Source organism: Actinomadura luzonensis, from assembly GCF_022664455.2.
GTDB lineage: Bacteria > Actinomycetota > Actinomycetes > Streptosporangiales > Streptosporangiaceae > Nonomuraea > Nonomuraea luzonensis.
Genome location: NZ_JAKRKC020000001.1, coordinates 4775965 through 4800156 on the forward strand (window position 1 = coordinate 4775965; position 24192 = coordinate 4800156).

At 71.4% G+C, this 24192-nt stretch carries 21 protein-coding genes and 1 pseudogene; 4 read left to right on the top strand and 18 right to left on the bottom strand.

The genetic code is table 11. The features are described 5' to 3' along the window. Nucleotides 1-4: 4 nt before the first annotated feature. Nucleotides 5-1606, top strand: a complete 1602-nt coding sequence (locus tag MF672_RS22760) for an amidohydrolase (RefSeq protein ID WP_242373692.1) — start codon at nucleotides 5-7, stop codon at nucleotides 1604-1606. 74 nt (nucleotides 1607-1680) lie between these two features. On the opposite strand, the gene MF672_RS22765 is transcribed toward MF672_RS22760, so the two are convergent. The 5 genes from MF672_RS22765 to gap form a co-directional block, all read right to left on the bottom strand. Next, on the bottom strand, nucleotides 1681-2025 hold the full coding sequence (locus MF672_RS22765) for an RNA polymerase-binding protein RbpA (RefSeq protein WP_084685755.1): 345 nt from the start codon (nucleotides 2023-2025) through the stop codon (nucleotides 1681-1683). Between the two features lie 72 nt (nucleotides 2026-2097). Next, nucleotides 2098-2328 (bottom strand): preprotein translocase subunit SecG, encoded by a 231-nt coding sequence (gene secG, locus MF672_RS22770; RefSeq protein WP_080037067.1) that lies wholly within the window; start codon nucleotides 2326-2328, stop codon nucleotides 2098-2100. A gap of 99 nt (nucleotides 2329-2427) precedes the next feature. Next, entirely contained in the window at nucleotides 2428-3213 is a 786-nt protein-coding gene (tpiA, locus tag MF672_RS22775) for a triose-phosphate isomerase (RefSeq protein WP_302893252.1), read from the bottom strand. Next, complete coding sequence (locus tag MF672_RS22780; protein WP_302893253.1) at nucleotides 3214-4401, bottom strand: phosphoglycerate kinase; 1188 nt, start codon at nucleotides 4399-4401, stop codon at nucleotides 3214-3216. A 180-nt stretch (nucleotides 4402-4581) separates the two neighbouring features. Then, entirely contained in the window at nucleotides 4582-5586 is a 1005-nt protein-coding gene (gene gap / locus MF672_RS22785) for a type I glyceraldehyde-3-phosphate dehydrogenase (RefSeq protein WP_242373694.1), read from the bottom strand. Between the two features lie 179 nt (nucleotides 5587-5765). Between gap and MF672_RS22790 the strand changes: the two genes are divergently transcribed. Further along, complete coding sequence (locus MF672_RS22790; RefSeq protein ID WP_242373695.1) at nucleotides 5766-6416, top strand: hypothetical protein; 651 nt, start codon at nucleotides 5766-5768, stop codon at nucleotides 6414-6416. 586 nt (nucleotides 6417-7002) lie between these two features. Here the strand turns inward: MF672_RS22790 and whiA are convergent. From whiA to uvrA, 8 genes and pseudogenes are all read right to left on the bottom strand, one after another. Beyond that, the gene (whiA, locus tag MF672_RS22795) at nucleotides 7003-7983 is read right to left on the bottom strand and encodes a DNA-binding protein WhiA (RefSeq protein ID WP_026214667.1); all 981 of its coding nucleotides are present in this window, start codon (nucleotides 7981-7983) and stop codon (nucleotides 7003-7005) included. A 73-nt stretch (nucleotides 7984-8056) separates the two neighbouring features. Next, nucleotides 8057-8974 (bottom strand): gluconeogenesis factor YvcK family protein, encoded by a 918-nt coding sequence (locus MF672_RS22800; RefSeq protein WP_242373696.1) that lies wholly within the window; start codon nucleotides 8972-8974, stop codon nucleotides 8057-8059. 386 nt (nucleotides 8975-9360) lie between these two features. Then, entirely contained in the window at nucleotides 9361-10248 is an 888-nt protein-coding gene (rapZ, locus tag MF672_RS22805) for an RNase adapter RapZ (protein WP_242373729.1), read from the bottom strand. 552 nt (nucleotides 10249-10800) lie between these two features. Beyond that, nucleotides 10801-12741, bottom strand: a pseudogene (uvrC, locus tag MF672_RS22810) (excinuclease ABC subunit UvrC); the annotation flags it as partial. Nucleotides 12742-13004: 263 nt separating this feature from the next. Next, on the bottom strand, nucleotides 13005-13463 hold the full coding sequence (locus tag MF672_RS22815; protein ID WP_242373697.1) for a Rieske (2Fe-2S) protein: 459 nt from the start codon (nucleotides 13461-13463) through the stop codon (nucleotides 13005-13007). Between the two features lie 67 nt (nucleotides 13464-13530). Beyond that, nucleotides 13531-13995: a Rieske (2Fe-2S) protein gene (locus MF672_RS22820; RefSeq protein WP_242373698.1), complete on the bottom strand. Its 465-nt coding sequence runs from the start codon at nucleotides 13993-13995 to the stop codon at nucleotides 13531-13533. Nucleotides 13996-14097: 102 nt separating this feature from the next. Continuing rightward, nucleotides 14098-14463 (bottom strand): Rieske (2Fe-2S) protein, encoded by a 366-nt coding sequence (locus MF672_RS22825; protein ID WP_242373699.1) that lies wholly within the window; start codon nucleotides 14461-14463, stop codon nucleotides 14098-14100. Between the two features lie 308 nt (nucleotides 14464-14771). Then, complete coding sequence (uvrA, locus tag MF672_RS22830) at nucleotides 14772-17612, bottom strand: excinuclease ABC subunit UvrA (RefSeq protein ID WP_242373700.1); 2841 nt, start codon at nucleotides 17610-17612, stop codon at nucleotides 14772-14774. 217 nt (nucleotides 17613-17829) lie between these two features. Between uvrA and MF672_RS22835 the strand changes: the two genes are divergently transcribed. Both MF672_RS22835 and MF672_RS22840 read left to right on the top strand, forming a co-directional pair. Then, on the top strand, nucleotides 17830-18636 hold the full coding sequence (locus MF672_RS22835) for a maleylpyruvate isomerase family mycothiol-dependent enzyme (protein ID WP_242373701.1): 807 nt from the start codon (nucleotides 17830-17832) through the stop codon (nucleotides 18634-18636). Further along, entirely contained in the window at nucleotides 18633-19289 is a 657-nt protein-coding gene (locus MF672_RS22840) for an MBL fold metallo-hydrolase (RefSeq protein WP_242373702.1), read from the top strand. The genes MF672_RS22835 and MF672_RS22840 overlap by 4 nt, the downstream gene beginning before the upstream one ends. A gap of 312 nt (nucleotides 19290-19601) precedes the next feature. Here the strand turns inward: MF672_RS22840 and MF672_RS22845 are convergent, their stop codons facing one another. The 5 genes from MF672_RS22845 to MF672_RS22865 all read right to left on the bottom strand — a co-directional run bounded on the left by MF672_RS22845 (nucleotide 19602) and on the right by MF672_RS22865 (nucleotide 24160). Then, nucleotides 19602-19874, bottom strand: a complete 273-nt coding sequence (locus MF672_RS22845; protein ID WP_242373703.1) for a hypothetical protein — start codon at nucleotides 19872-19874, stop codon at nucleotides 19602-19604. Nucleotides 19875-19911: 37 nt separating this feature from the next. Then, on the bottom strand, nucleotides 19912-20736 hold the full coding sequence (gene pssA, locus MF672_RS22850) for a CDP-diacylglycerol--serine O-phosphatidyltransferase (RefSeq protein ID WP_242373704.1): 825 nt from the start codon (nucleotides 20734-20736) through the stop codon (nucleotides 19912-19914). Further along, on the bottom strand, nucleotides 20723-21364 hold the full coding sequence (locus MF672_RS22855) for a phosphatidylserine decarboxylase (protein WP_242373705.1): 642 nt from the start codon (nucleotides 21362-21364) through the stop codon (nucleotides 20723-20725). Before MF672_RS22855 ends, pssA begins: the two co-directional genes overlap by 14 nt. Nucleotides 21365-21473: 109 nt before the next feature. Then, complete coding sequence (locus MF672_RS22860; RefSeq protein WP_242373730.1) at nucleotides 21474-22454, bottom strand: TerC family protein; 981 nt, start codon at nucleotides 22452-22454, stop codon at nucleotides 21474-21476. 185 nt (nucleotides 22455-22639) lie between these two features. Next, the gene (locus tag MF672_RS22865; RefSeq protein WP_242373706.1) at nucleotides 22640-24160 is read right to left on the bottom strand and encodes a glycosyltransferase family 4 protein; all 1521 of its coding nucleotides are present in this window, start codon (nucleotides 24158-24160) and stop codon (nucleotides 22640-22642) included. Nucleotides 24161-24192 lie beyond the last annotated feature (32 nt).

Genomic DNA, 24192 nt, shown 5'->3' on the forward strand with positions numbered 1-24192 from the left:
ACCGATGACCATCCTCTTCCGCGGCGGCCGCGTCTTCACCCCGGACGGCGTACGGGAGGCGGCCGTGCTGGTGAGCGACGGCGTGATCGCCGCCGTGGGCCCGGAGGGGGAGCTGGCCCGGCGGGCGCCGTCGCACGAGACGGTCGACCTGGACGGCGGCCTGCTGACGCCGGGCTTCACCGACGCCCACATCCACCCCGTCCAGGCGGGCCTGGAGCGCGCCAAGTGCGACCTGTCGGAGGTCTTCGGCCTGGACGCCTACCTCGCCGCGATCGACGCCTACGCCGCGCGCAACCCGGGCAGGGAGTGGATCGACGGCGGCGGCTGGGACATGTCCGCCTTCCCCGGCGGCCTGCCTCACCGCGCGCAGCTCGACCACCTCGACCGCCCGGTCTACCTGATCCAGCGCGACCACCACGCCGCCTGGGTCAACTCCCGCGCCCTGGAGCGCGCCGGCATCACCCGCGACACCCCCGACCCGGCCGACGGCCGCATCGAGCGCGACCCCGACGGCGGCCCGTCCGGCGTCCTGCACGAGGGCGCGATGGACCTCGTCGGCCTGCTCACCCCCCGCCCCACGGCCGAGGACCTGGACGCGGCGCTGCAGGACGCGCAGCGGCACCTGTTCTCGCTGGGCATCACAGGCTGGCAGGACGCCATCGTGGGCTCGTACGCGGGCTCGGACGACCAACTGCCCACCTACCTGTCCGCGGCCCGCCAGGGGCGTCTCAGGGCCCGCGTGACGGGCGCCCTGTGGTGGGACAGGACGCGCGGCGCGGAGCAGATCGAGGAGCTGGTGGCGCGGCGGGCCCTGGCGGAGGGCCTGGACCGGTTCCGGGCCGGCTCCGTCAAGATCATGCAGGACGGCATCACGGAGAACTTCACCGCCGCCACGCTGGAGCCGTACTGCCTGTGCGGCGGCACCGGCCTGTCGTACGTGGACCCCGTCAAGCTCAGGGAGTACGTCGCCGAGCTCGACCGCCACGGCTTCCAGGTGCACTTCCACGCCATCGGCGAGCGCGCCGTCCGCGAGGCCCTGGACAGCTTCGAGGGCACGGACCCGGCCAACCGGCACCACATCGCGCACCTGCAGATCATCGAGCCGTCCGACGTGCCGCGCTTCGCCGCGCTCGGCGTCACGGCCAACCTGCAGCCGCTGTGGGCCACCCACCACGCCCAGATGGACGAGCTGACGCTGCCGTACCTGGGCGAGCCGCGCTCGTCGTGGCAGTACCCCTTCAGGGACCTGCTGGAGCACGGCACCCGCCTCTGCGCGGGCAGCGACTGGCCGGTCTCCAACGCCGACCCGGTGCAGGGCATGCACGTGGCGGTCAACCGGACCGAGCCGGGCGGCTCGGTCCACGCGGGCTACCCGACCGCGCAGACGCCGTTCCTGCCGGGGCAGCGCATCGACCTGGCGACCGCGATGGCCGCGTACACCTCGGGCTCGGCCTGGATCAACCGCTCACCCGCGGGCGTCATCGAGCCGGGCCGCCCGGCCGACCTGGTGGTGCTGGACCGCGACCCGTTCGCGCTGCCGCCGGAGGAGATCTGGACGGCGCGCGCGCGGATGACGTTCGTGGACGGCGAGCCGGTCCACCAGTAGGGCCCGGCAGGGCCCCGGGACACGCGGAAGCCCCCGCCGCTGCCGGCGGGGGCTCGTCGTGCGCGCCGGGACGCCTACCAGGGCGACTTGTTGGCGCGCAGGCGCTCCAGCGCCTCCTCCAGGATCGCCTTGCCGTCCTTGTCGCTCCTGCGCTCCTTCACGTACGCGAGGTGCGTCTTGTACGGCTCGTTCCGCGGCGGGGCAGGGGGGTTCGACTCGTCCTGTCCGGCAGGGAGGCCGCAACGAGGACAGTCCCACAGCTCGGGGACCGCCGCGTCGCTGGCGAAACTGGGGCGCGTCTCGTGCATGTTGGCGCACCAGAACGAGACCCGCACTCTCGGAGCCGCCTCGCCACGCTCGGCCTCCCCCATAGGGCCGGCGCCGACTCGGCTGCCACGGATCGCGTTGCCACTACCCACGGATGAACTCCTCGCTCGATCGCCCCGCGCGCGAACACGGGGGGAGAATCACTGTCACGCGTTACTTGTTGCTCAGGGCCGCATGAGCAGGCCGAGAGCGATGATGCAGACGAACCAGATGGTGCCCGTGATGACGGTCAGCCGGTCGAGGTTGCGCTCCACCACCGAGGAACCACCGAAGTTCGACGAGAAGCCGCCGCCGAACATGTCAGACAGGCCACCACCCTTGCCCTTGTGAAGCAGGACGAGCAGGATCATGAGAAGGCTCGCCAGGATGAGGGCGATGGAGATTCCGATTTCCACGGTATGCCTGTTCCTTCAATGCTCTGTGACGCGTGACGATTCAAACTTGCCTTTCGAGGGTACGACCTGCTGTCAAGTCGCATCTCCCGAACGGCTCAGTTAGCCAGGCAATTCGGAGAATCGGCAGATCTTGGCGAACTCCCCGGCGTCGATGCTGGCACCGCCCACGAGCGCGCCATCGACATCCGGTTGTGCCATGATCCCGGCGATATTGCCTGACTTGACCGAGCCACCGTAAAGGATACGGACCGCCGAGGCCACTTCGGCGTCGTAGAGCTCAGCGAGTCTGATTCGCAACGCTCCGCAGACCTCCTGGGCGTCCTCGGGGGTGGCCACCTCGCCGGTGCCGATCGCCCACACCGGCTCGTAGGCCACCACTATCGATTTTGCCTGCTCGGCCGAGATCTTGCGCAGCGCGCCGTCGAGTTGGCCGAGACTGTGCGCGATGTGGCCGCCCTCTTGGCGCACCGCCAGGCCCTCGCCCACGCACAGGATCGGCGTGAGCGAGTGCCGGTAGGCGGCCTGCACCTTGGCGTTGACGACGTCGTCGTCCTCGCCGTGGTACTGGCGCCGCTCGGAGTGGCCGATGACCACGTACGTGCAGCTCAGCTTGGCGAGCATCGGGCCGGAGATCTCACCGGTGTAGGCGCCGCCGTCGTGCGGCGAGACGTCCTGGGCCCCGTAGACGATCCTGAGCTTGTCGCCGTCGACCAGGGTCTGGACGCTGCGCAGGTCGGTGAACGGCGGCAGGACGGCGACCTCGACCTTGTCGAAGTCCTTGTCGTTGAGGGCGAAGGCCAGCTTCTGGACGAGCGCGATGGCCTCAAGGTGGTTGAGGTTCATCTTCCAGTTGCCGGCGATGAGGGGCTTGCGCTGCTGCGACACCTACTCCTCCAGTGCGGCGAGTCCGGGCAGGGTCTTGCCCTCAAGATATTCGAGGCTGGCCCCGCCGCCGGTGGAGATGTGCGAGAAACCGTCCTCGGGCAGGCCCAGCTTGCGCACCGCGGCCGCGGAGTCGCCGCCGCCCACCACGGTGAAGGCCCCGGAGGAGATCAGCGCCTCCGCGACGGCCTTGGTGCCGCCGGAGAACGCGTCGAACTCGAACACGCCCATCGGGCCGTTCCAGAAGACGGTCTTGGCGTCGGCCAGCTTGGCGGCGAACAGCTCGCGGGTCTTCGGCCCGATGTCGAGCCCCTCCCGGTCGGCCGGGATCGCGGTGGCCTCGACGGCCTCGTGCGCGGCGTCGGGGGCGTACTCGGTGGCGGCCAGCACGTCGACCGGCAGGACGAGCTCCACGCCGCGCTCGGCGGCCTCGGACAGGAAGCCGCGCACCTGGTCGAGCTGGTCCTCCTGGAGCAGCGACCGGCCCACCTCGTGGCCCTGGGCCTTGAGGAAGGTGTAGGCCATGCCGCCGCCGATCAGCAGCCGGTCGACCTTGGTCAGCAGGTTGGCGATGACGCCGAGCTTGTCGCTGACCTTCGCGCCGCCCAGCACCACCACGTACGGGCGCTCGGGCTGCTCGGTCAGCTTCTTCAGCACCTCGACCTCGGCCACGATCAGCCCGCCCGCCGCGTGCGGCAGGATCCTGGGCACGTCGTAGACGCTGGCGTGCTTGCGGTGCACCGCGCCGAAGCCGTCGCCCACGTACAGCTCGGCGAGGCCGGCCAGCTTCTCGGCGAACGCGCCGCGCGCGGCGTCGTCCTTGGAGTCCTCGCCCGGCTCGAAGCGCAGGTTCTCCAGCAGCGCCACCTGGCCGTCCTGGAGCGCCTCCACGGTGGCGCGGGCGCTGTCGCCGACCACGTCGGCGGCGAAGGCGACGTCCTGGCCCAGCAGCTCGCCCAGGCGGACGGCCACCGGCCGCAGCGAGTACTTCGGGTTGACCTGGCCCTTCGGCCTGCCCAGGTGGGCGCAGACGACGACCTTCGCGCCCCGGCCGGTCAGCGCCTTGATCGTCGGCACCGACGCGCGGATGCGGCCGTCGTCGGTGATCGTCTCCCCGTCGAGGGGGACGTTGAGGTCGGCGCGCACCAGCACACGCCGCCCCTTCACGTCGAGATCGTCGAGCGTGCGCATGCTCATGCTCCTGTTCCAGCGGGGCGCGCGTGGCGCGCGCCCCGGCACGTGTGTCATGGCCTCAGCCCATGAGGCGGCCCCGGCCGCTGCCGGCCGGCGCCCTTCCCCGTAGCTTCCATTGGACGCCGCCGGCCCGGAAAAGGGCGGTGCCGCCGCGCGGGGACGTCGCCCCCGGGATCGTCAGAGGCCGCGGCCCACCAGCTCGATGAGGTCGGCGAGGCGGTTGGAGTAGCCCCACTCGTTGTCGTACCAGCCGACGACCTTGACCTGGTTGCCGATCACCTTGGTGAGGCCGGCGTCGAAGATGCAGGAGGCCGGGTCGGTGACGATGTCGGAGGAGACGATCTGGTCCTCGGTGTAGCTGAGGATGCCCTTCAGCGGGCCCTCGGCGGCGGCCTTGACGGCGGCGTTGACCTCGTCGACCGTGACGTCGCGGCTGACGTCGACGGTGAGGTCGGTGGCCGAGCCGGTGGGGATCGGCACGCGCATCGCGAAGCCGTCGAGCTTGCCCTTCAGCTCCGGCAGGACCAGGCCGATGGCCTTGGCGGCGCCGGTGGAGGTGGGCACCACGTTGAGGGCGGCGGCGCGGGCGCGGCGCAGGTCCTTGTGCGGGCCGTCCTGCAGGTTCTGGTCCTGCGTGTAGGCGTGGATCGTGGTCATCAGGCCCTTCTCGATGGTGAAGGAGTCGTGGATGACCTTGGCCATGGGCGCGAGGCAGTTGGTGGTGCAGGAGGCGTTGGAGATGATCGTGTGCTGAGCCGGGTCGTAGGAGGAGTCGTTCACGCCCATGACGATCGTGACGTCCTCGTTCTTCGCCGGAGCGGAGATGATGACCTTCTTCGCGCCGTTCTCGGCGTGCACCTTGGCCTTGGCGGCGTCGGTGAACAGGCCGGTGGACTCGACGACGACGTCGACGCCGAGGTCGCCCCAGGGCAGCTTGGCCGGGTCGCGCTCCTCGAAGACCTTGATCGCCTTGCCGTCGACCGTGATCTCGTCGCTGGTGGCCTTCACCTCGTAGGGCAGGCGGCCCAGGATGCTGTCGTACTTCAGAAGGTGGGCGAGCGTCGCGTTGTCGGTCAGGTCGTTGACCGCGACGATCTCGATGTCCTTGCCGCTGGCGGCGACAGCGCGCCAGAAGTTGCGGCCGATGCGGCCGAAGCCGTTGACGCCTACGCGGATGCTCACGCGATCTCCTCGAACAGATGGCGGGCTGAAACCTCAACCACGAACCTTATCGGACCCAAATTGGTTTAGACCACTGCGGCCCCCGCCCTGCGCACGCGGGTGCTACACGCACGTTTTGCGACGGTCGAGTAAAGTGCCCGACTCATCGGAGTAAATTCGTGCATTCTCTGGGGGCTGAGATGTCACATAACCGGTCGGGTCTGCTCGCGGGGCTGCTCATGGGCCTGGTGGCGGCGCTCGTCGGGGCGGCCGCGCTGGGGGCGGCCGTGCTGTTCCAGACCCGCCTGCCGGCGGCCGTCACGACGTTCGGCAACGGGCACCCGGTGTCGCTCGTCACGTCGCTGATCGTCGCGCTGCTGGTCGCGCTGGCGATCGGCGCGGCACGCCCGCGCACCTTCGTGCTCGTCCCCGTGGCCGGCCTGTACGCGGGGGCCGCGATGGCAGCGGGGCAGGTCCTCGGCTCCTCCGTCATGATCGGCGCCGCCCTGCGCACGCCGCCCGCCGAACGCCACCCGGCCGACGTCTCCGACATCACCTGGGACAACTTCACCGCCGGCCTCCCCTACGCGCCGAACCTCTACCGCGACCCGATCGCCGAGACCTGGGCCGCCTGGCTCTACCTCGCCGTGGCGGCGCTGGCCGCCCTCCTGCTGGTCACCCTGCGCGTGCTCCGCGCCCGGCGCGCCCACCGCCGTCTGACGGCGGCCGCGGCCGAGCAGGCGGACCCGTCGTCCGAGCCGGGGTACCGCGCCCCCTTCGAGCCCGCCCAGCCTCCGTCCCAGCAGCCCACGGCCGACCTGTTCACCCCCCGCAAACCGTCCCGCGACTGACCCTCCCCGACGCACCCCACCCGCAGCCCGCCACCGCTCTCGCGCGGACCCCTACACCGGCGCGCCCGCGCACCGCTCAGCACACCTCACCGCAGCACAGCGGCCACAGCACACCCCGGGCCACCGTGCTACCGCCTGCTGTTCGCGATCACCACCACCGCCACCGTCGCGCCACCCCACGACGCTCACCGCTCTCCCCCGCGCCGACCACAGCCACAGCGTTCCCCGCACGCCCCGCACGGCCCTACGCCCTGGCCGCCACACCCTCCCAGCACCGGCCGCACGCCCTCCGGAGCCACCGGCCGCACCTGCCACGACGCCGCCCTCGCCCGCGCCCTCGCCCGCGCCCGCGCCCTCGCCCGCGCCCTCGCCCGCGCCTGCGCCCTCGCCCGCGCCTGCGCCCTCGCCCGTGCCCTCGCCCTCGCTACCGTCCCGCTCGCCGAGCACGCACCCACCACCACGAACGACCGGAGAGCAACGATCCGCGCACCCCACCCCACACGCGGAAACGCCACCTCTCCACCCCGGGCGCGAACGCGACGAGCATCACCCGCACCCGCCCGCACCCACGTGCGGACGAACCCGCTCAGGGAGCGAGCATGTCCACTGTCAAATTGGCCTCAGTGTTAGGAATGCCCAGATCAGACGCCCGCTTGTCCGCCATGGCCAGCAACCGCCGGATCCGCCCCGCAATGGCGTCCTTGGTCAGCGGCGGGTCAGCGATCTGCCCCAGTTCCTCCAGAGACGCCTGCTTGTGCTCCACCCGCAGCCGCCCCGCCACCACGAGATGCTCGGGCGCCTCGTCCCCGAGGATCTCCAGCGCCCGCTGCACCCGCGCCCCCGCCGCGACCGCGGCCCGGGCCGAGCGCCGCAGGTTGGCGTCGTCGAAGTTGGCCAGCCGGTTGGCGGTGGCCCGCACCTCGCGGCGCATCCTCCGCTCCTCCCAGGCGAGCACGCTGTCGTGCGCCCCCAGCCGGGTCAGCAGCGCGCTGATCGCGTCGCCGTCGCGGACGACCACCCGGTCCACGCCGCGCACCTCGCGCGCCTTGGCGTGGATCTTCAGCCGCCGCGCCGAGCCCACCAGCGCCAGCGCCGCCTCCGGCCCCGGGCAGGTCACCTCCAGCGACATCGACCGTCCCGGCTCGGTGAGCGAGCCGTGTGCCAGGAACGCCCCCCGCCAGGCCGCCTCCGCGTCGCACGCCGCCCCGGCCACCACCTGCCGCGGCAGCCCGCGCACCGGGCGGCCGTGGTTGTCGATGAGGCCCGTCTGGCGGGCGAGCGCCTCGCCGTCGCGGTAGACGCGCACCACGTAGCGGGAGCCCTTGCGCAGGCCGGCGGGGGCGAGCACGAGCACCTCCGCCTTGTGGCCGAACACCTCACCGATGTCCTTGATCAGGCGCCGTGCGGTGGCGTTGGTGTCGAGCTCCGCCTCGATCACGATCCGCCCGCCCACCAGATGCAGGCCGCTGGCGAACCGCAGCAGCGTGGAAACCTCGGCCTTGCGGCAGCACGGCTTCAGCACCGGCAGGCGGCTCAGTTCGTCTTTCACCACACCTGTCATCGCCATAAGCGTTCGTCCTCTCCCCCATTCAGACCGGCTCACGCCAGTCTCTCGCACCTTCGCGCCACGCCGACCAGGATCAACGCTTCTGGAGGAAAATCTCGTCCAGGACGGAGGCAAGACGTCGTGGGTCGTGCCTGGGCGAGCCGTCGCGGGCGGCCACGTCCGCCATGACCAGTCGCGCGCCGAGGGCGGCCGCGGCCTTCTCCAGGGCGTCGGGGTCGTCCACCACGCCGGTGTCGGCGAGGACGACGTCGATCGACAGGTCGGGCGCGTGCTGCCGGAGCACCTCCAGGTGTTGCTGGGGGGAGAAGTCGTCGGTCTCGCCGACCTGCGGCGCCAGGTTGAGCGTGACGAGGCGCCTGGCCCGCGTCGTGTGCAGGGCCCTGGCCAGCTCGGGCACCTTGAGGTGCGGCAGCACGCTGGTGAACCACGACCCGGGCCCGAACACCACCCAGTCGGCCTCCAGCACCGCCGTCACGGCCTCGGGCCGCGCGGGCGGGTCCTCGGGCACCAGGGAGATCGCCTGGACGCGGCCCGGCGTCAGGGCGCACGCCACCTGCCCGCGTACGGTCGAGGTGACGCCGTCGAGCTCCACCTCGGCCACGATGTCCAGCGGCACGGACGCCATCGGCAGGACGCGCCCGTGCGCGCCCAGCAGCCGCCCGACCCAGTCGAGCCCGGCCACCGGATCGCCCAGCAGCTCCCACAACGCCACGATCAGCAGGTTGCCGACGGCGTGCCCGTGCAGCTCGCCCTCGCTGCGGAAGCGGTGCTGCACCACCTCGCTCCAGGTGCTGCCCCACTCGTCGTCGCCGCACAGCGCGGCGAGCGCCATGCGCAGGTCACCGGGCGGGAGCACGCCCAGCTCACGACGCAACCGCCCGCTGGACCCGCCGTCGTCGGCGACGGTCACCACCGCGGTCAGCCCGTCGGTGACCATCCGTAAGGCCGACAGGGACGCGAACAGCCCATGCCCGCCACCGAGCGCCACCACGCGCGGCCCACTCCCGCGAACCGCACCTGCCTCCGCCTCGGCATCCACGCCCGCATCCACGCCCGCATCCACGCCCGCATCCGCGCTCGCATCCACGTCCGCACCGACGCCCATGCCTGCGGCCGAACCCACACCCAGACCGACACCCGCACCCGGACCGGCACCCGGACCGGCACCCGGACCGGCGCCGGCACCCGGACCCGCACCCGGACCGGGGCCCGCACCCGCACCCGCACCCGCACCCAGGCTCGTACGCGGGCGGCCGCCGGTCACCCTCTCATCCGCGGACGCGTCAACCGCCCGCTCACCGACCTCGTGATGGCTCAGAAGAGATGCCGCATCCGCCGGGACAAGCGGTGTCGTAGCCGCGAAGCCGTCGTCATCGGTCACTCCCGCCCCACATCCCGGTGGCTCACCTGGACCTCCATCCCGCGGTCGCGCAGGCGGGCGGCGACCTGCTCGGCCATGGCCACGCTGCGGTGCTTGCCGCCCGTGCAGCCCACCGCGAGCGTCGCGTAGCTCTTGCCCTCGCGCGCGTATCCGGCCGCGACCACCTGGAGCACCTCCTCGTACGCGTCGAGGAACTCCTTGGCGCCCGGCTGTCCCAGCACGTACTCGCTGACGGGGGCGTCGAGCCCGTTCATCGGCCGCAGCTCGGGCACCCAGTGCGGGTTCGGCAGGAAGCGGCAGTCGACGACGAGGTCGGCGTCGACCGGCAGCCCGTACTTGAAGCCGAAGGACACCACGTTGAGCCGCAGCCCCGGCCGGTCCTCCCCGCCGAAGTAGGCGACGATCTTGTTGCGCAGGTCGTGGACGTTGTGCGAGGAGGTGTCGATCACCAGGTCGGCGTTGGCCCGCACCTCGCGCAGGATGCCGCGTTCGCGGGTGATGCCGTCGACCAGCCGCCCCTCGCCCTGCAACGGGTGGGGACGCCGGACGTTCTCGAACCGGCGCACCAGCTCCTCGTCGCTGGCCTCCAGGAACACCACGCGCACCCGGACGCCGCGGCCCTCGAGCTCTTCGATGGCGGCGTTGAGGTCGGTGGTGAAGGCCAGGCTGCGCACGTCGACCACGGCGGCGACCTTGTCAGCGGCGAGCTTGACCTTGCCGGCCTCCTCCGCCATCGCGAACAGCAGCCCAGGCGGCAGGTTGTCGATGACGAACCAGCCCAGATCCTCCAGGGCCTTCGCCGCGGTGCTGCGGCCGGCCCCGGACATGCCGGTCACGATGACGAACGCCGGCTCGTTGGGGGTGGCGGCGGGCTCGGCGCTCATCTGCTCGTCCCGCCCGTCAGCCCGCTCACCGGCACTGCCCTCACGGCTGTCCATGTCAACGCCCTTCCCGGCCGGCGGCGCCCGCCGGCCCAGCGATCCGGGCGCTCCCCGCACAGCGGCCGTCCGGCACGCCCGGCCCGGTCATCGCAGCACGCCATCCACCATAGCGGACCATGACGAATGCGGAGCGCGACGCGACCCCGGCACGCCCACCGGCCCGCCGCCACGCCTTCACCGAACCTCCGCCCCCTCCGACAAGGCACCCCTCGGCACCGCCTCCCCGGACACGGCCTCCCCCGGCACCACACCTCCGGCCGCGCTTGCGGACGCGGTTTCCTCCTGCACGACGCTTTCAGACGACCCGCCCTCAGACGACCCGCCCTCAGACGACCCGCCCTCAGACACGACGCCCTCAGACGAGACGCCCTCAGACACGACGCCCTCAGACGAGACGCCCTCAGACACGACGCCCTCAGACGAGAAGCTCTCAGACACGACGCCCTCAGACGGGACGCCGCCTGCCGCCATCGCCCTCTGCGGCGACGCGCCCGCCAGAGTCGCCACGATGACCTCCGCGATGGCCGGCCCGATGCCGGGCACCTCGCAGATCTCCGCCGCGCTCGCCTCCCGCAGCTTCTTCACCGACCCGAAGTGCTTGAGCAGCGCCTGCCGCCGCGCCGGCCCGAGCCCGGGGACGCCGTCGAGCGCGCTCTCCTTCACCGTCCGCGACCGCTTGGAGCGGTGGTAGGTGATGGCGAACCGGTGGGCCTCGTCACGCACCCGCTGCAGCAGGTAGAGCCCTTCGCTCGACCGCGGCATGATCACCGGCTGGTCGTCGCCCGGCAGCCACACCTCCTCCAGCCGCTTGGCCAGCCCGCACACCGCCACGTCGTCGATGCCGAGCTCGTCGAGCGCCCGCTGGGCGGCGGCCGCCTGGGGGCCGGCGCCGTCGACGACGACCAGGTTGGGCGGGTAGGCGAACTTGCGCGGCCGGCCCGTCTCGGGGTCGATGGGGCCGTGCGCGCCCTCCTCCTCCGGCCCGAGGCCCTGCTCGCCGCCGAGCTCCCGCTCGGCGGCCTCCTGCTCGTCGGGCACCAGCTCGCCGGTGTCGGAGCGTTCCTGGAGGTAGCGGCGGAAGCGGCGCAGGATCACCTCGTGGATCGAGGCGACGTCGCCCTCCTTGGTCCTGACGGCGAAGCGCCGGTATTCGCTCTTGCGCGCCAGCCCGTCCTCGAAGACGACCATGGACGCCACGACGTTCTCGCCCTGCAGGTGGGAGACGTCGTAGCACTCGATGCGCAGCGGCGCCTGGTCGAGGTCGAGGGCGTCGGCGATCTCCTGGAGCGCCTTGCTGCGGGTGGTGAGGTCGCTGGCGCGCCGGATCTTGTGCTGGGCCAGCGACTCCTTGGCGTTGCGCTCGACGGTCTCCATGAGCGTGCGCTTGTCGCCGCGCTGCGGCACGCGCACCTCGACCCGGGCCCGGCGCTGCTCGCTCAGCAGCTCGGCGACCGCGTCGTGGTCGGGCGGCAGGGCGGGGACGAGCACCTCGCGCGGCATGGAGTCGGGGCTCGCCTCGGCGTACATCTGGAGCAGGAACTGCTCCACGAGCTCGCCCGGCGAGGTCTCCTCGACCTTGTCGACGACCCAGCCGCGCTGGCCGCGGATGCGCCCGCCGCGCACGTAGAAGACCATGACGGCGGCTTCGAGCGGGTCCTCGGCCAGGGCGATGACGTCGGCGTCGGTGCCCTCGCCGAGCACGACCGCCTGCTTCTCCAGCGCGCGTTGCAGCGCCTGGATGTCGTCCCTGAGCCGGGCGGCGCGCTCGTACTCCTGCTCGGCGGCGGCGTCGCGCATCTCCTTCTCCAGCCGCTTGATGAAACGGCTGGTGTTGCCGGCCATGAAGTCGCAGAAGTCCTCGGCGAGCGCGCGGTGCTCGTCGGGGGTGACCCGGCCGACGCACGGCGCCGAGCACTTGTCGATGTAGCCGAGCAGGCAGGGGCGGCCGATCTGCCCGGCCCGCTTGAACACACCCGCGCTGCACGTGCGTACGGGGAAGACCCGCAGCAGCAGGTCGACGGTCTCCCGGATGGCCCAGGCGTGCGAGTAGGGGCCGAAGTAGCGGGTGCCCTTGCGCTTGGCGCCGCGCATGACCTGCACCCGCGGGAAGTCCTCGCCCATGGTCACGGCGAGGTAGGGGTAGGACTTGTCGTCGCGGTACTTGACGTTGAAGCGCGGGTCGAACTCCTTGATCCAGGAGTATTCGAGCTGCAGCGCCTCGACCTCGGTGCCGACGACCGTCCAGTCGACGCCGGCGGCGGTGGTCAGCATCGACTGCGTGCGCGGGTGCAGCGCGGAGAAGTCGGCGAAGTACGAGTTGAGCCGCTGGCGCAGGCTCTTGGCCTTGCCGACGTAGATGACCCGGCCGTGCGCGTCCCTGAACCGGTAGACCCCCGGGGACTCGGGGATCGAACCCGGCTTCGGCCGGAAACTCAGAGGACTGCCCGCAGATCTAGCCACGCCTGCAGCCTAATGGCCCGCACCGACAGATCCGGCCGGACGCGGACCGCCCGCGCAGCCCGCGCACGCGAGCCCCGCACAGCCCGTGCACGGCTCCGCACAGCGGGCAGACGCGGACTCCGCACAGCGGGCAGACGCGGGCCCGGCACAGCGGGCGGACGCGCGGACGCGGGCCCGCCCGCGCGCCTGGCGGACCCGCGTCCGCCGCCGGGTGCACCCGGCGGCCGGCATGAGCTGATCTAGGCCAGCGTGATCTGGTCGCCGTCGACCTTGATCGCCTGCTCCGGCAGCGGCTTCTCGGCGGGCCCGCCCGCGACCGCTCCGTCCGTGATGTTGAACTTGCTGTTGTGGCACGGACAGACGATGGCGCCGCCGTCGACGCTGCCGACCAGGCACCCCTTGTGCGTGCAGACCGCGCTGAACGCCTTGAACTGCCCCTCGGTGGGCTGCACGACCACGATCTTCTGATCCTTGAAGACCGTGCCGCCTCCCACCGGGATGTCGGCCGTCTTGGCCAGGGCGCCGCCGGCCTGCGGCGCGCTGGACTCACCGGCGCTGGACTGAGGTGCCGCCGATCCGGTGGCATCGCCGCCGGTCGCCGTGTCGGTGCCGCCGCCACAGGCCGCGAGGGCCAGTGTGAGGCCACCTGCGCCGACGCCCGCTATCACTGCCCGTCGGCTACGAAGGTCATCTCCCATGCGGATCACCCAACCGCAGGCAGGTGAGAAATTCATGAGACGCGCATGAGAGACGGCCCAGGCGCCGTCAGGCGAGGCGGATCTTGCCGCCGTCCACCGTGATCTTCTTCTCCTTGAGCGGCTCGGACGCGGGCCCGTTGGCCACCGAGCCGTCCTCGATGCTGAACTTGCTGCCGTGGCACGGGCAGTTGATCGTCTTGTTCTGAACGGTGGCGACCGTGCAGCCCGCATGGGTGCAGACCGCCGTGAACGCCTTGAAGTCGCCCTCCGTCGGCTGCGTGACCACGATCTTCTGCGCCTCGAACACCTTGCCGCCGCCCACCTCGATGTCGGAGGTGTCGGCCAGGGCCTTGCCCTTGGCGGCGGACTTCTTCTTGGGCGCCGCGGACGACGCCTCGTCGGCCGGCTCGTCGGCGGGCGCCGCGCTCGCGTCGGTCGTCGGCGTGCCATAGCTCGCGCACGCCGTCAGGAACGCCGCGAGCCCGGCGCCTCCGGCGCCCAGCATCACATTCCGGCGCGTCGTATCCGTCATGGTGCGTCCTCCCAGTTTGGTTCTACTTCAGGTACGGCCAGCGCCCTCGCGCCGGTTCATCGTGCCTGGCCCCAATCCGGGTGACCACGTAGAAATACCTGCTCAGGCGACCACGATGCCGTCGCCGACGACCTTCACCTCGATGGCGGTCAGCGGCGCGGTGGCGGGCCCCTTGGTGGCCGCGCCGCTCTCGGCGGCGAACTCGCTGCCGTGGCAGGCGCACCTGATGACGTTGTCCTTGGGAGTGCCGACGGTGCAGCCCTTGTGCGTGCAGGCCGCGCTGAACGCCTTGAAGACGCCCTGCGACGGCTGCGTCACCACGACCTTGAGGTCGCTGATGAGCTTGCCGCCGCCCACCGGCACGTCGGCCGTCTTGGCGATGACCTGCCCCTTGAGGCTGGGCTTGGCCTGCGCGCCGCCCGAGCCGCAGCCCGCGAGCGCCACGCCGCACACGGCGACCCCGGCCACCCCCAGCGCCTCCCGCCGCCCAAGCCCCGCCCCATGCCCCGGGCCGTGCCCCGGACTGTGCCCCGGACTGTGCCCCGGCCCGCGCCCTGCCCCGTTCCCGTCCCGGGGAAGCACCCCGTCGCCAGGCATGGCTACGCCCCGCTCCGTACCTGTCATGATCGCCTCGACCCTTCGCGTCGCCGCTGACCCCCTGCAGGTCAGGCCGTTACCCGTGCCATAACCGTAGCGCCGCACCCCGTCGGTCCCGCGTCCGGGTCGATCCCCGGACGCGGGCTCCGCTCGCCGGACGCCCGGCCGGCACGGGCTGCTCAGACGGACAGGATCTTGCGGAGGAACCGCCCCGTGTGGCTCTCCTCGACCAGCGCGACCTCCTCCGGCGTGCCGGCGGCGACGAGCGTGCCGCCGCGCGAGCCGCCCTCGGGCCCCATGTCGATGATCCAGTCGGCCGTCTTGATGACGTCGAGGTTGTGCTCGATGACGATGACGGTGTTGCCGCCGTCGACCAGCCGGCCGAGCACCCCGAGCAGCCTGCGGATGTCCTCGAAGTGCAGGCCGGTGGTGGGCTCGTCGAGGACGTAGATGGTCCGGCCGGTCTGCCGCCGCTGCAGCTCGGAGGCGAGCTTGACGCGCTGCGCCTCGCCGCCGGACAGCGTGGTGGCCGGCTGGCCGAGCCGGACGTAGCCGAGCCCCACGTCGTTGAGCGTCTGCAGGTGGCGGCGGATCGCGGGGATGGCGTCGAAGAAGCCCAGCGCCTCCTCGATCGGCATGTCCAGGACCTCGGCGATCGTCTTGCCCTTGTAGTGGACCTCCAGCGTCTCCCGGTTGTAGCGGGCGCCGTGGCAGACCTCGCAGGGGACGTAGACGTCGGGCAGGAAGTTCATCTCGATCTTGATGGTGCCGTCGCCCGCGCACGCCTCGCAGCGCCCGCCCTTGACGTTGAAGCTGAAGCGCCCCGGCTGGTAGCCGCGCACCTTCGCCTCGGTCGTGGCCGCGAACAGCTTGCGGACATGGTCGAAGACGCCGGTGTAGGTGGCCGGGTTGGAGCGCGGGGTGCGCCCGATCGGCGACTGGTCGACGTGGACGACCTTGTCCACGAGGTCCATGCCGTTGATGCGGGAGTGCCGGCCCGGCACCGTGCGCGCCCCGTTGAGCTCCTTGGCCAGCGCGTTGTAGAGGATGTCGTTGACCAGCGTCGACTTGCCCGACCCCGACACGCCGGTGACGGCGGTGAACACGCCGAGCGGGAAGTCGATGTCGACGCCCTTCAGGTTGTGCTCGCGCGCGCCCTTGACGGTGATCTGCCGCTTCTTGTCGCGCTTGCGCCGCCCGGCGGGCACGGTGATGCTGCGCCGGCCCGACAGGTACTGGCCGGTCAGCGACTCCTCGCTGGTCAGCAGGTCCTGGACGGTGCCGGACACGACCACCTGGCCGCCGTGCTCGCCCGCGCCGGGCCCGATGTCGACCACCCAGTCGGCGGCGGCGATGGTGTCCTCGTCGTGCTCGACGACGATGAGCGTGTTGCCCATGTCGCGCAGCCTGACGAGGGTGTCGAGCAGGCGCAGGTTGTCGCGCTGGTGCAGGCCGATGGACGGCTCGTCCAGCACGTACAGGACGCCGACCAGGCCGGAGCCGATCTGCGTGGCCAGCCGGATGCGCTGCGCCTCGCCGCCCGCGAGGGTGGCGGCCGCGCGGTCCATGGTGAGGTAGTCGAGGCCGACGTCGAGCAGGAACCCCAGCCGGGCGTTGATCTCCTTGACCACCCGCTCGGCGATGTGCATGTCGCGGTCGGACAGCTTGAGCTCGCCCAGGAACTGCGCGCACTCGCCGATCGACATGGCGGCGACGTCGGCGATGGACCGGTCGGCCACCGTCACGGCCAGGGTGACCGGCTTGAGCCGGGCGCCCTTGCAGGCCGGGCACGGGATCTCCCGCATGTAGCCCTCGAAGCGCTCGCGGCTGGAGTCGCTCTCCGCCTCGGCATGCCGCTTCTGCACCCAGGTGATGACGCCGGTGTAGTCGGTGTAGTAGGCGCGCTGGCGGCCGTAGCGGTTGCTGTAGCGGACGTGGACCTGCTGGTCGTAGCCGTACAGCAGCGCCTTCTGCGCCTTCTTCGGCAGCTTCTCCCACGGGGTGTCGAGGTTGAAGCCCATGGTGGCGCCCAGCGCCTCGATCATGCGCAGGAAGTATTCGCTGGTGTGGCCGCCGGACCACGGGTGCAGGGCGCCGTCGCGCAGCGTGCGCTCGGGGTCGGGCACCACCAGGTCGGGGTCGACCTCCATCTTGGTGCCGAGGCCGGTGCACTCGGGGCAGGCGCCGAACGGGGAGTTGAAGGAGAACGAGCGCGGCTCCAGCTCCTCGAACGACAGGTCGTCGTAGGGGCAGTAGAGGTGCTCGGAGTAGAACCGCTCGCGGCCCGGGTCGCCTTCGGGCAGGTCGACGAAGTCGAGCGTGATCGTGCCGCCGGACAGCTGCAGCGCGGTCTCGACCGAGTCGTTGAGCCGGCGGCGGGCGGACTCCTTGACCGACAGGCGGTCGACGATGACCTCGATGTCGTGCTTCTCGTACTTCTTCAGCGTCGGCGGCTCCTCCAGCCGCACGACCGTGCCGTCGACCCTGGCCCGGGCGAAGCCCTTGGTCTGCAGCTCGCGGAACAGCTCGGCGTACTCGCCCTTGCGCCCGCGCACGACCGGCGCGAGCACCTGGAAGCGGGTGCCCTCGTCGAGGTCCATCACGCGGTCGACGATCTGCTGCGGCGTCTGGCGGGCGATCGGCCGGCGGCACACGGGGCAGTGCGGCTTGCCGATGCGCGCCCACAGCAGCCGCAGGTAGTCGTAGACCTCGGTGATGGTGCCGACGGTGGAGCGGGGGTTCTTGCTGGTGGACTTCTGGTCGATCGACACCGCGGGCGACAGGCCCTCGATGAAGTCGACGTCGGGCTTGTCCATCTGGCCGAGGAACTGGCGGGCGTACGCCGACAGCGACTCGACGTAACGCCGCTGGCCCTCAGCGAAGATCGTGTCGAAGGCCAGGCTCGACTTGCCCGAGCCGGAGAGGCCGGTGAAGACGATCAGCGAGTCTCGCGGCAGATCGAGCGAGACGTCCTTGAGGTTGTGTTCTCGTGCACCACGCACGATCAGGCGGTCGGCCACGGCGATCCCGGTACTCGAAAGGCGGATAGGTCCACGGGGGATGGTAGACGGGGGCTCCGACAATTTCGGCGGCCCGCTGCGCGGCCCCCGAAAATCCGTCCCTCACAGGTTACGGCCATCCAGCGGGTCGACAGGCGGCCTTCTGCGGTCAACGCCTTGACCTGCGCTTTTATGCCCCGCATCTCCCTAAAAACCCTAGATGATGAAATATCAAGACATGACCGTCCTCCCCGCGCTGCGGGCCGAGCTGGCCTCGGCCACCGGCCGGCTGCTGGCCACGGCCGCCGCGCTCTCCGACGCCGACGTGACCGCCCCTTCCCTGCTGCCCGGCTGGACCAGGGGCCACGTGCTGGCCCACCTCGCCCAGAACGCCGACTCCTACGTCAACCTCCTGACCTGGGCGGCCACCGGTGTCCGCACCCCGCAGTACCCCTCCGCGCAGGCCAGGGAGGAGGCGGTCGAGGCCGCCGCGTCCCTGCCCGCCGCCCGCCTGCTGGCCGAGCTGGAGGAGGGCGCCGAACGCTTCGCGGCCGCCGTCCGCGGCATGCCGGACGCGGCGTGGCAGGCCCAGGTCGAGGGCATGCGCCCGCCGCCGCACCCGGCCTGGTACGTCCTGGTGCGCCGGCTGCGCGAGGTCGGCGTCCACCATGTGGACCTCGACGCCGGGTACGGCCCCGCCGACTGGCCGGAGGAGTTCGTGCGCCGCGAGCTGCACGACTGCCTGCGCTGCTGGCCGCGCGAGCGCAGCGCGATCGGCGAGCTGCACCTGCGGCGGCGCTCGCGCGGCCGGGAGATGCTGGAGATCCGGCCCGGCCTGGGGCAGGGCCCCGCCGTGGAGGGCACGCCGGCCGACATGCTGGCCTGGCTGACCGGGAGATCGAGGGGCGAGGGGGTTAGTCTGGTGCCCGTGGGGCAGCCGTTCATGCCAGGCCCCGCGGGGGTGGGCCTTCCCGCGCCGCCGCCGTGGCTGACGATGCCGGCCCCCGCTGATCTGCCCGCGACGCCCCCGAAGGACTATCCATGACCTACACAGGTGACGTCCAGGTCGGCGGTCCCGCCGACGTGCGCGAGCTGCCCGCGCTCACCATCTGCAAGCTCGCCGTCGGCCCGTACGACAACAACGCCTACCTGCTGCGTTGCACGGCGACCGGCGACGGCCTGCTCATCGACGCCGCCGCCGAGCCCGACCGGCTGCTCGCCCTCATCTCCGACCAGCCGGTCGGCGCGATCGTCACGACCCACCAGCACGGCGACCACTGGCAGGCGCTGGAACAGGTGGCCAAGGTCACCGGCGCCCAGGTGATCGCCCACCCGCTCGACGCCCCCGCCCTGCCGCTGCCCGCCGACCGCACGGTCGAGCACGGCGACACGATCCCGCTGGGCGACTGCTCGCTGGAGGTCATCCACCTGCGCGGCCACACGCCCGGCTCCATCGCCCTGCTGTACGACGGCGGCGAGGCCGGCCCGCACCTGTTCACCGGCGACTCGCTGTTCCCCGGAGGCGTCGGCAACACGTGGCAGGACGCCGAGCGCTTCGAGCAGCTCTACGACGACGTGGTCACGCGCGTCTTCGACCGCCTGCCCGACGAGACCTGGGTCTACCCGGGCCACGGCAAGGACACCACGCTCGGCGCCGAGCGGCCGTCGCTGCCGGAGTGGAAGGCCAGGGGCTGGTAGGAGCCCTGGGGGGCACGGCCGGCAGGCGCCACGGCGCCGGGTGCCGCGGGCGTGATCGTCGCGGCGCTCAGCCGGTGCAGGGTCAGCCGCCGTGCCCCTGGAGGGCCGCCCGCCGAAGTGCGGCGGGTGGCGGCCACGGCGGCGCGTACGGACCAGGACCGATGGGTCACGAACGCCGAGCCGCGACCGCCCGCTCTAACGACACCGCTCTAACGACACCGCTCTAACGACGCCGCTCTAACGACACCGCTCTAACGACACCGCGTCCGCCGTCAGCGCGCCCCCGAAGGCAGCCAGGAATCCGAAAGAGCGTCATCGGCCCGAAAGGACATGCATGATGCGGTCGGCGGCGAGGCCCGGGTCGTCCGTGACGCCCACCAGCTCGCCCCACGACCACCGGTAGAACCAGCCCTCCGACAGCGGCACGCAGTCCACCGTCTCCGCCAGCATGGCGGTGTCGGGGTCGCAGATCCGCAGCGCGGGCGGGTACGGCCGGAGCGTCGCCGTCAGCCCGCGCTGCTCCAGCTCCGTGGCCAGCTTGCCGAGATAGTACGTGCGCGTGTGCTCGCGCGGCGTAGCCGACATGGCTCCATCAAAGCCGAAGTATGCCGAAAAATCCCGCTCAGTAGTGGATTCGCTTGGCTTCGCGCCGCTGCTCCCGCTTGTAGAACATCACCCGCAGCGGGATCGCCGCCACGAGCGCGATCTGCATGGTCGCACCGATCTTGATCGGCAAGTCGCCGCCCTCGGGCCAGGCCACCCAGAAGGTGAGGAAGGCCACGTTGACCATGATCCAGCCGAGGACGACCGCGGCCAGCTGCCCCTTCGGCTTCGGGTACTCGATGCGGCTGACCATGAGCCAGGCCACGCCGAGGATGCCGGCCAGCGTCCAGATGCTCGGCTGGAACAGCAGCACGATCGAGATCACCGTCATCGCGCCCATCGGGATGGGCAGGCCCATGAAGTCGCCGCTCTTGGTCTTGACGCAGGCGAACCTGGCCAGCCGCACCACGCCCGCGACCAGCACGGACGCCGCCGCCACGAGCACCGCCGTGAACGGCACCTGCGCGGTGAACCCGCCCCAGATCACCACCATGAACGCGGGCGCGAACCCGAAGCTGATGACGTCGGCGAGGTTGTCGAGCTCGGCGCCCATGGCCGAGGCGCGGAAGCGCCGCGCCACGAGGCCGTCGAACAGGTCGCACGTGGCGCCGATGAGCAGCAGCACGATCGCGGTGGCGAAGTAGCTCGGATCGGGCGTGAACCGCCCGCCCGCGACCTGGAGCTGCTGGATGGCGGAGTACGCGAGCACGCACACCGCGAGGAAGCCGCAGACCGCGTTGCCGAGGGAGAGCGAGTCGGCCGCGGACAGGCGGAAGGCCTTGCCGACCGGGCCGCGCGGCTCTTCCTCGTCCGCCTGCCAGCTGCCGGCGTCAGCCGCGGTCAATTCTGGTCACCCCCGCAACCGTCTTCTCGCCCACGGACACCGCGGGCGAGATCCCTTCGGGAAGGTAGATGTCGACGCGGGAGCCGAACCGGATGAGCCCGATCCGCTCGCCCTGGGCGACCTTGGCGCCCGCGCTCAGGTACGGCACGATCCTGCGCGCGACCGCGCCCGCGATCTGCACCATCTCGATGTCGCCCAGCGTGGTCTCGAAATGCCACACCACGCGCTCGTTCTGGTCGCTGTCCTTGTTGAACGCCGGCAGGAACCCACCTGCCACATGCTGCACGGAGGCGACATTTCCCGCAAGGGGTGCCCGATTGACGTGCACGTTCAGCGGGCTCATGAAGATGGCGACCCGGGTGCGGCCGTCGGGCCACGGGTCGATGCTCTGCACCACGCCGTCGGCCGGCGACAGGACGCGGCCCTCGCCCGGCGTGCGGTCGGGGTCGCGGAAGAACCAGAGCATGCCCCCGGTGAGCGCGCTCAGCGGCACCGCCGCAAGCGCCCATCGCCGGTCCTTGCGCGTCAGCAGCGCGGTGGCGGCCGCCGTGGCCGCCGTCGGGAGAAGCCACGGGGAGACCCCGCGTGCGAGCCGGATGCGGCTCGGCTTAGCAGAATCGTCTGACACGTACAACCTTTGGTGGTGACTGGACTGGGCGCTTTGCCGTGATGTTACAGAACTCGCAACTATGACACGGCGCAACTACACAAAGCAAAGCGCCTCGAAGCCCTTTTCGCTAGACCTGCTCAGGATGCGGTTCCTCGCCCTTGCGCGCGTCGATGCGGGCTTTGATCAGGCTGGCCACGGTGACAATGACCATGGTCGCGCCGATGACCGTGAGCGAGACCCAGATGGGAATTTCGGGCGCCCAGGAGACATGGCTGGCGTGCAACGCCTCCATTACCAGCTTAACCCCGATGAACCCGAGAATGAACGCCAAACCGTAGCTGATGTAGACCAGCCGCTGCAGCAGACCACCCAGCAGGAAGTACAGCTGACGCAGCCCCATCAGGGCGAACGCGTTGGCCGTGAAGACGATGAAGGGGTCCTTGGTGAGCCCGAAGATCGCGGGAATCGAGTCCAGCGCGAAGAGCAGATCGGTGGTGCCGATGGCGACCATCACGATGAGCATCGGGGTGACCATGCGCCGCCCGTCGATCTTCACGGTGACCTTCGACCCGGCGTACCCCTCGGTGGTCGGGAAGGCCTTGCGCACCCAGCGCAGCAGGATGTTCTCGTTGAACTCCTCCTCCTCGCCCTTGAGGTGCTGGCGGACGATGTTGACCGCCGTGTAGACCAGGAAGGCGCCGAAGACGTAGAACAGCCAGCTGAACCGCTCCAGCGCCGCGGCGCCGAGCGCGATGAAGATGCCCCGCATGACCAGCGCGAGCAGGATGCCGACGAGCAGCACCTTGTGCTGGTACGCCCGCGGCACCGCGAACCTGCTCATGATGATGAAGAAGACGAACAGGTTGTCGACGCTCAGACTGTATTCGGTGATGTAGCCGGCGAAGAACTCCCCGGCCTTGTCAGGGCCGAACGTGCTCCACAACAACACGCCGAACGCGATGGCCAGGATGACGTAGAACGTCACCCAGTACCCGGCCTGCCGCATGGAGAACTCGCGCGCCTCCCCGCGGTCCACGATCCACAAATCGATGGCGAGCACCAGGAGAAGCCCGCCGATCACGGCGATCCAGGCCCATACGGGTACCATCACGTCTCTTAACCCTCCGGCATGCAGGACTCAGTGCCGGAGGTCTCTCCCGCCCGCCGAAACCGCGGACCGGCAGCCCCGGGGGCCCCATGGAGCGGGGCTGCACCGTGATGACGAGGCTGTCGCGAAGGGATACTCCCCTCCCTAACCCAGGCAGTATATGAGAACGCCTTAACCCCACCTAATCATCCCGTGGATCTTGACGCTCCGTACACGCCCAGGACGCTCTCCACGGCATCGTCGCCGCCGGGCATCTCCCGTCCTCGCCGCACGGCCGCCGCCGCCAGCCTTTCCGCGGTCCCGGGCTCCTCCAGCAACGTCCGCACCGCCTCGCGCAGCGCGTGAACGTCCCCGTAGGGGGCGAGAATCCCGGCATCTCCCACAATCTCTGGGATTCCCCCTACAGCGGTGGCAATCACCGGTTTTCCGGCCATGAGTGCCTCCCTGATGCTGAGCGGCTGGCCTTCCCAGCGGGCCGCGGTCACCACGGCGGTCGCCGCGCCGAGCAGATCGGGCACGTCATCGCGGTTGCCGAGCAGCTTCACCGGCAACCCCTCGGCGGCGATCCGCCGTTCCAGCTCTCCCCGCAACGGCCCTTCCCCCGCGATCACGAACAATGGCCACCCCCGCCCACTCCCCCTCTCCATTCCCCGGCCTCCCACGCCCCCGCCCCGCACTGCCTCAGCCCGCACCGCCCCAGCCCCAGAATCCGCCGCCTCAGAACCCACCGCCCCACCAGCCGCCGCAGAACCCGCCCCCTGAGGACCCTCCGCCTCAGAACCCACCGTCCCAGGATCCGCTGCGCCGGCCCTCACCGCCCCCGACTGCGCGGCCCCAGCCCCTGTCCCCCCGGCGTTCTCCTCAGGCCGCAACCCCGCAGACCGCAACTCTTCCGGCCCCGACGCAGCCTCAGACCCCACGGCCTCGCGTTCCGCCCTCCCCAGCCCCGTTCCCTGGAGCCCCGCCATCCCCGATCCCGCCACCGCGGGCCCAGCGTCCTCACGCTCCAGGCTCCCGTGCTGCCTGGGTGCGGCCTCGCCCTCTTCCCGGGTCCCGTTCCAGGGTCCGGCGGCGACGTCGAGCAGGGTCTCCAGTCCCTTCTGCTGGGCCAGCCGGGCGATCGTCAGCAGGATCGGCCGCTCCCCCGCCCCCAGCTCGTCCGCCACCTCCTGCGGCGTCCGTCCGGCGGGACGCAACGGCGGCGCGGGCACCACGGCGGCCCGTACGTCCCGCGCGCCCAGCCGTGTCATGCGCTCGCCCAGGTCGGGCGAGACCACCAGCACCCGATCGGCCCGCCGTGCCACGATCCGCTCCAGCACCCCGTACACGAACCCGACGAACCCGCCCGCGGTCAGCGCGTTGTGCAGCGTCACGACCAGCGTCCGGCGACGCCGCCGCCACGCCCCGAGCGCCCCGAGCGCCGCCAGCGCCCCGGCCCGCAGCCCGTGGGCGTGCACGACGTCGGCGTTCCGCGTGACCCGGCGGATCGCCAGGACCGCGCGCAGGTCGTTCGCGGGGTGGGGCCGGTCGGACACGGACACCTCGGCGAAACGCGCCCCCACCGCCCCGAACGCGAACTGCTCCTCGACGCTGCGCGGCCCGGCCACCAGCACCCGGTGCCCTCGCCGCGTCAGCCCCTCGGCCAGCATCCGCACATGCCGCCCCGTACCGCCGGACGTGGTGCCCAGCACGAACGCCACCCGCACGCCCCCACCTCTCCCAGCCTGATTCCGTCATG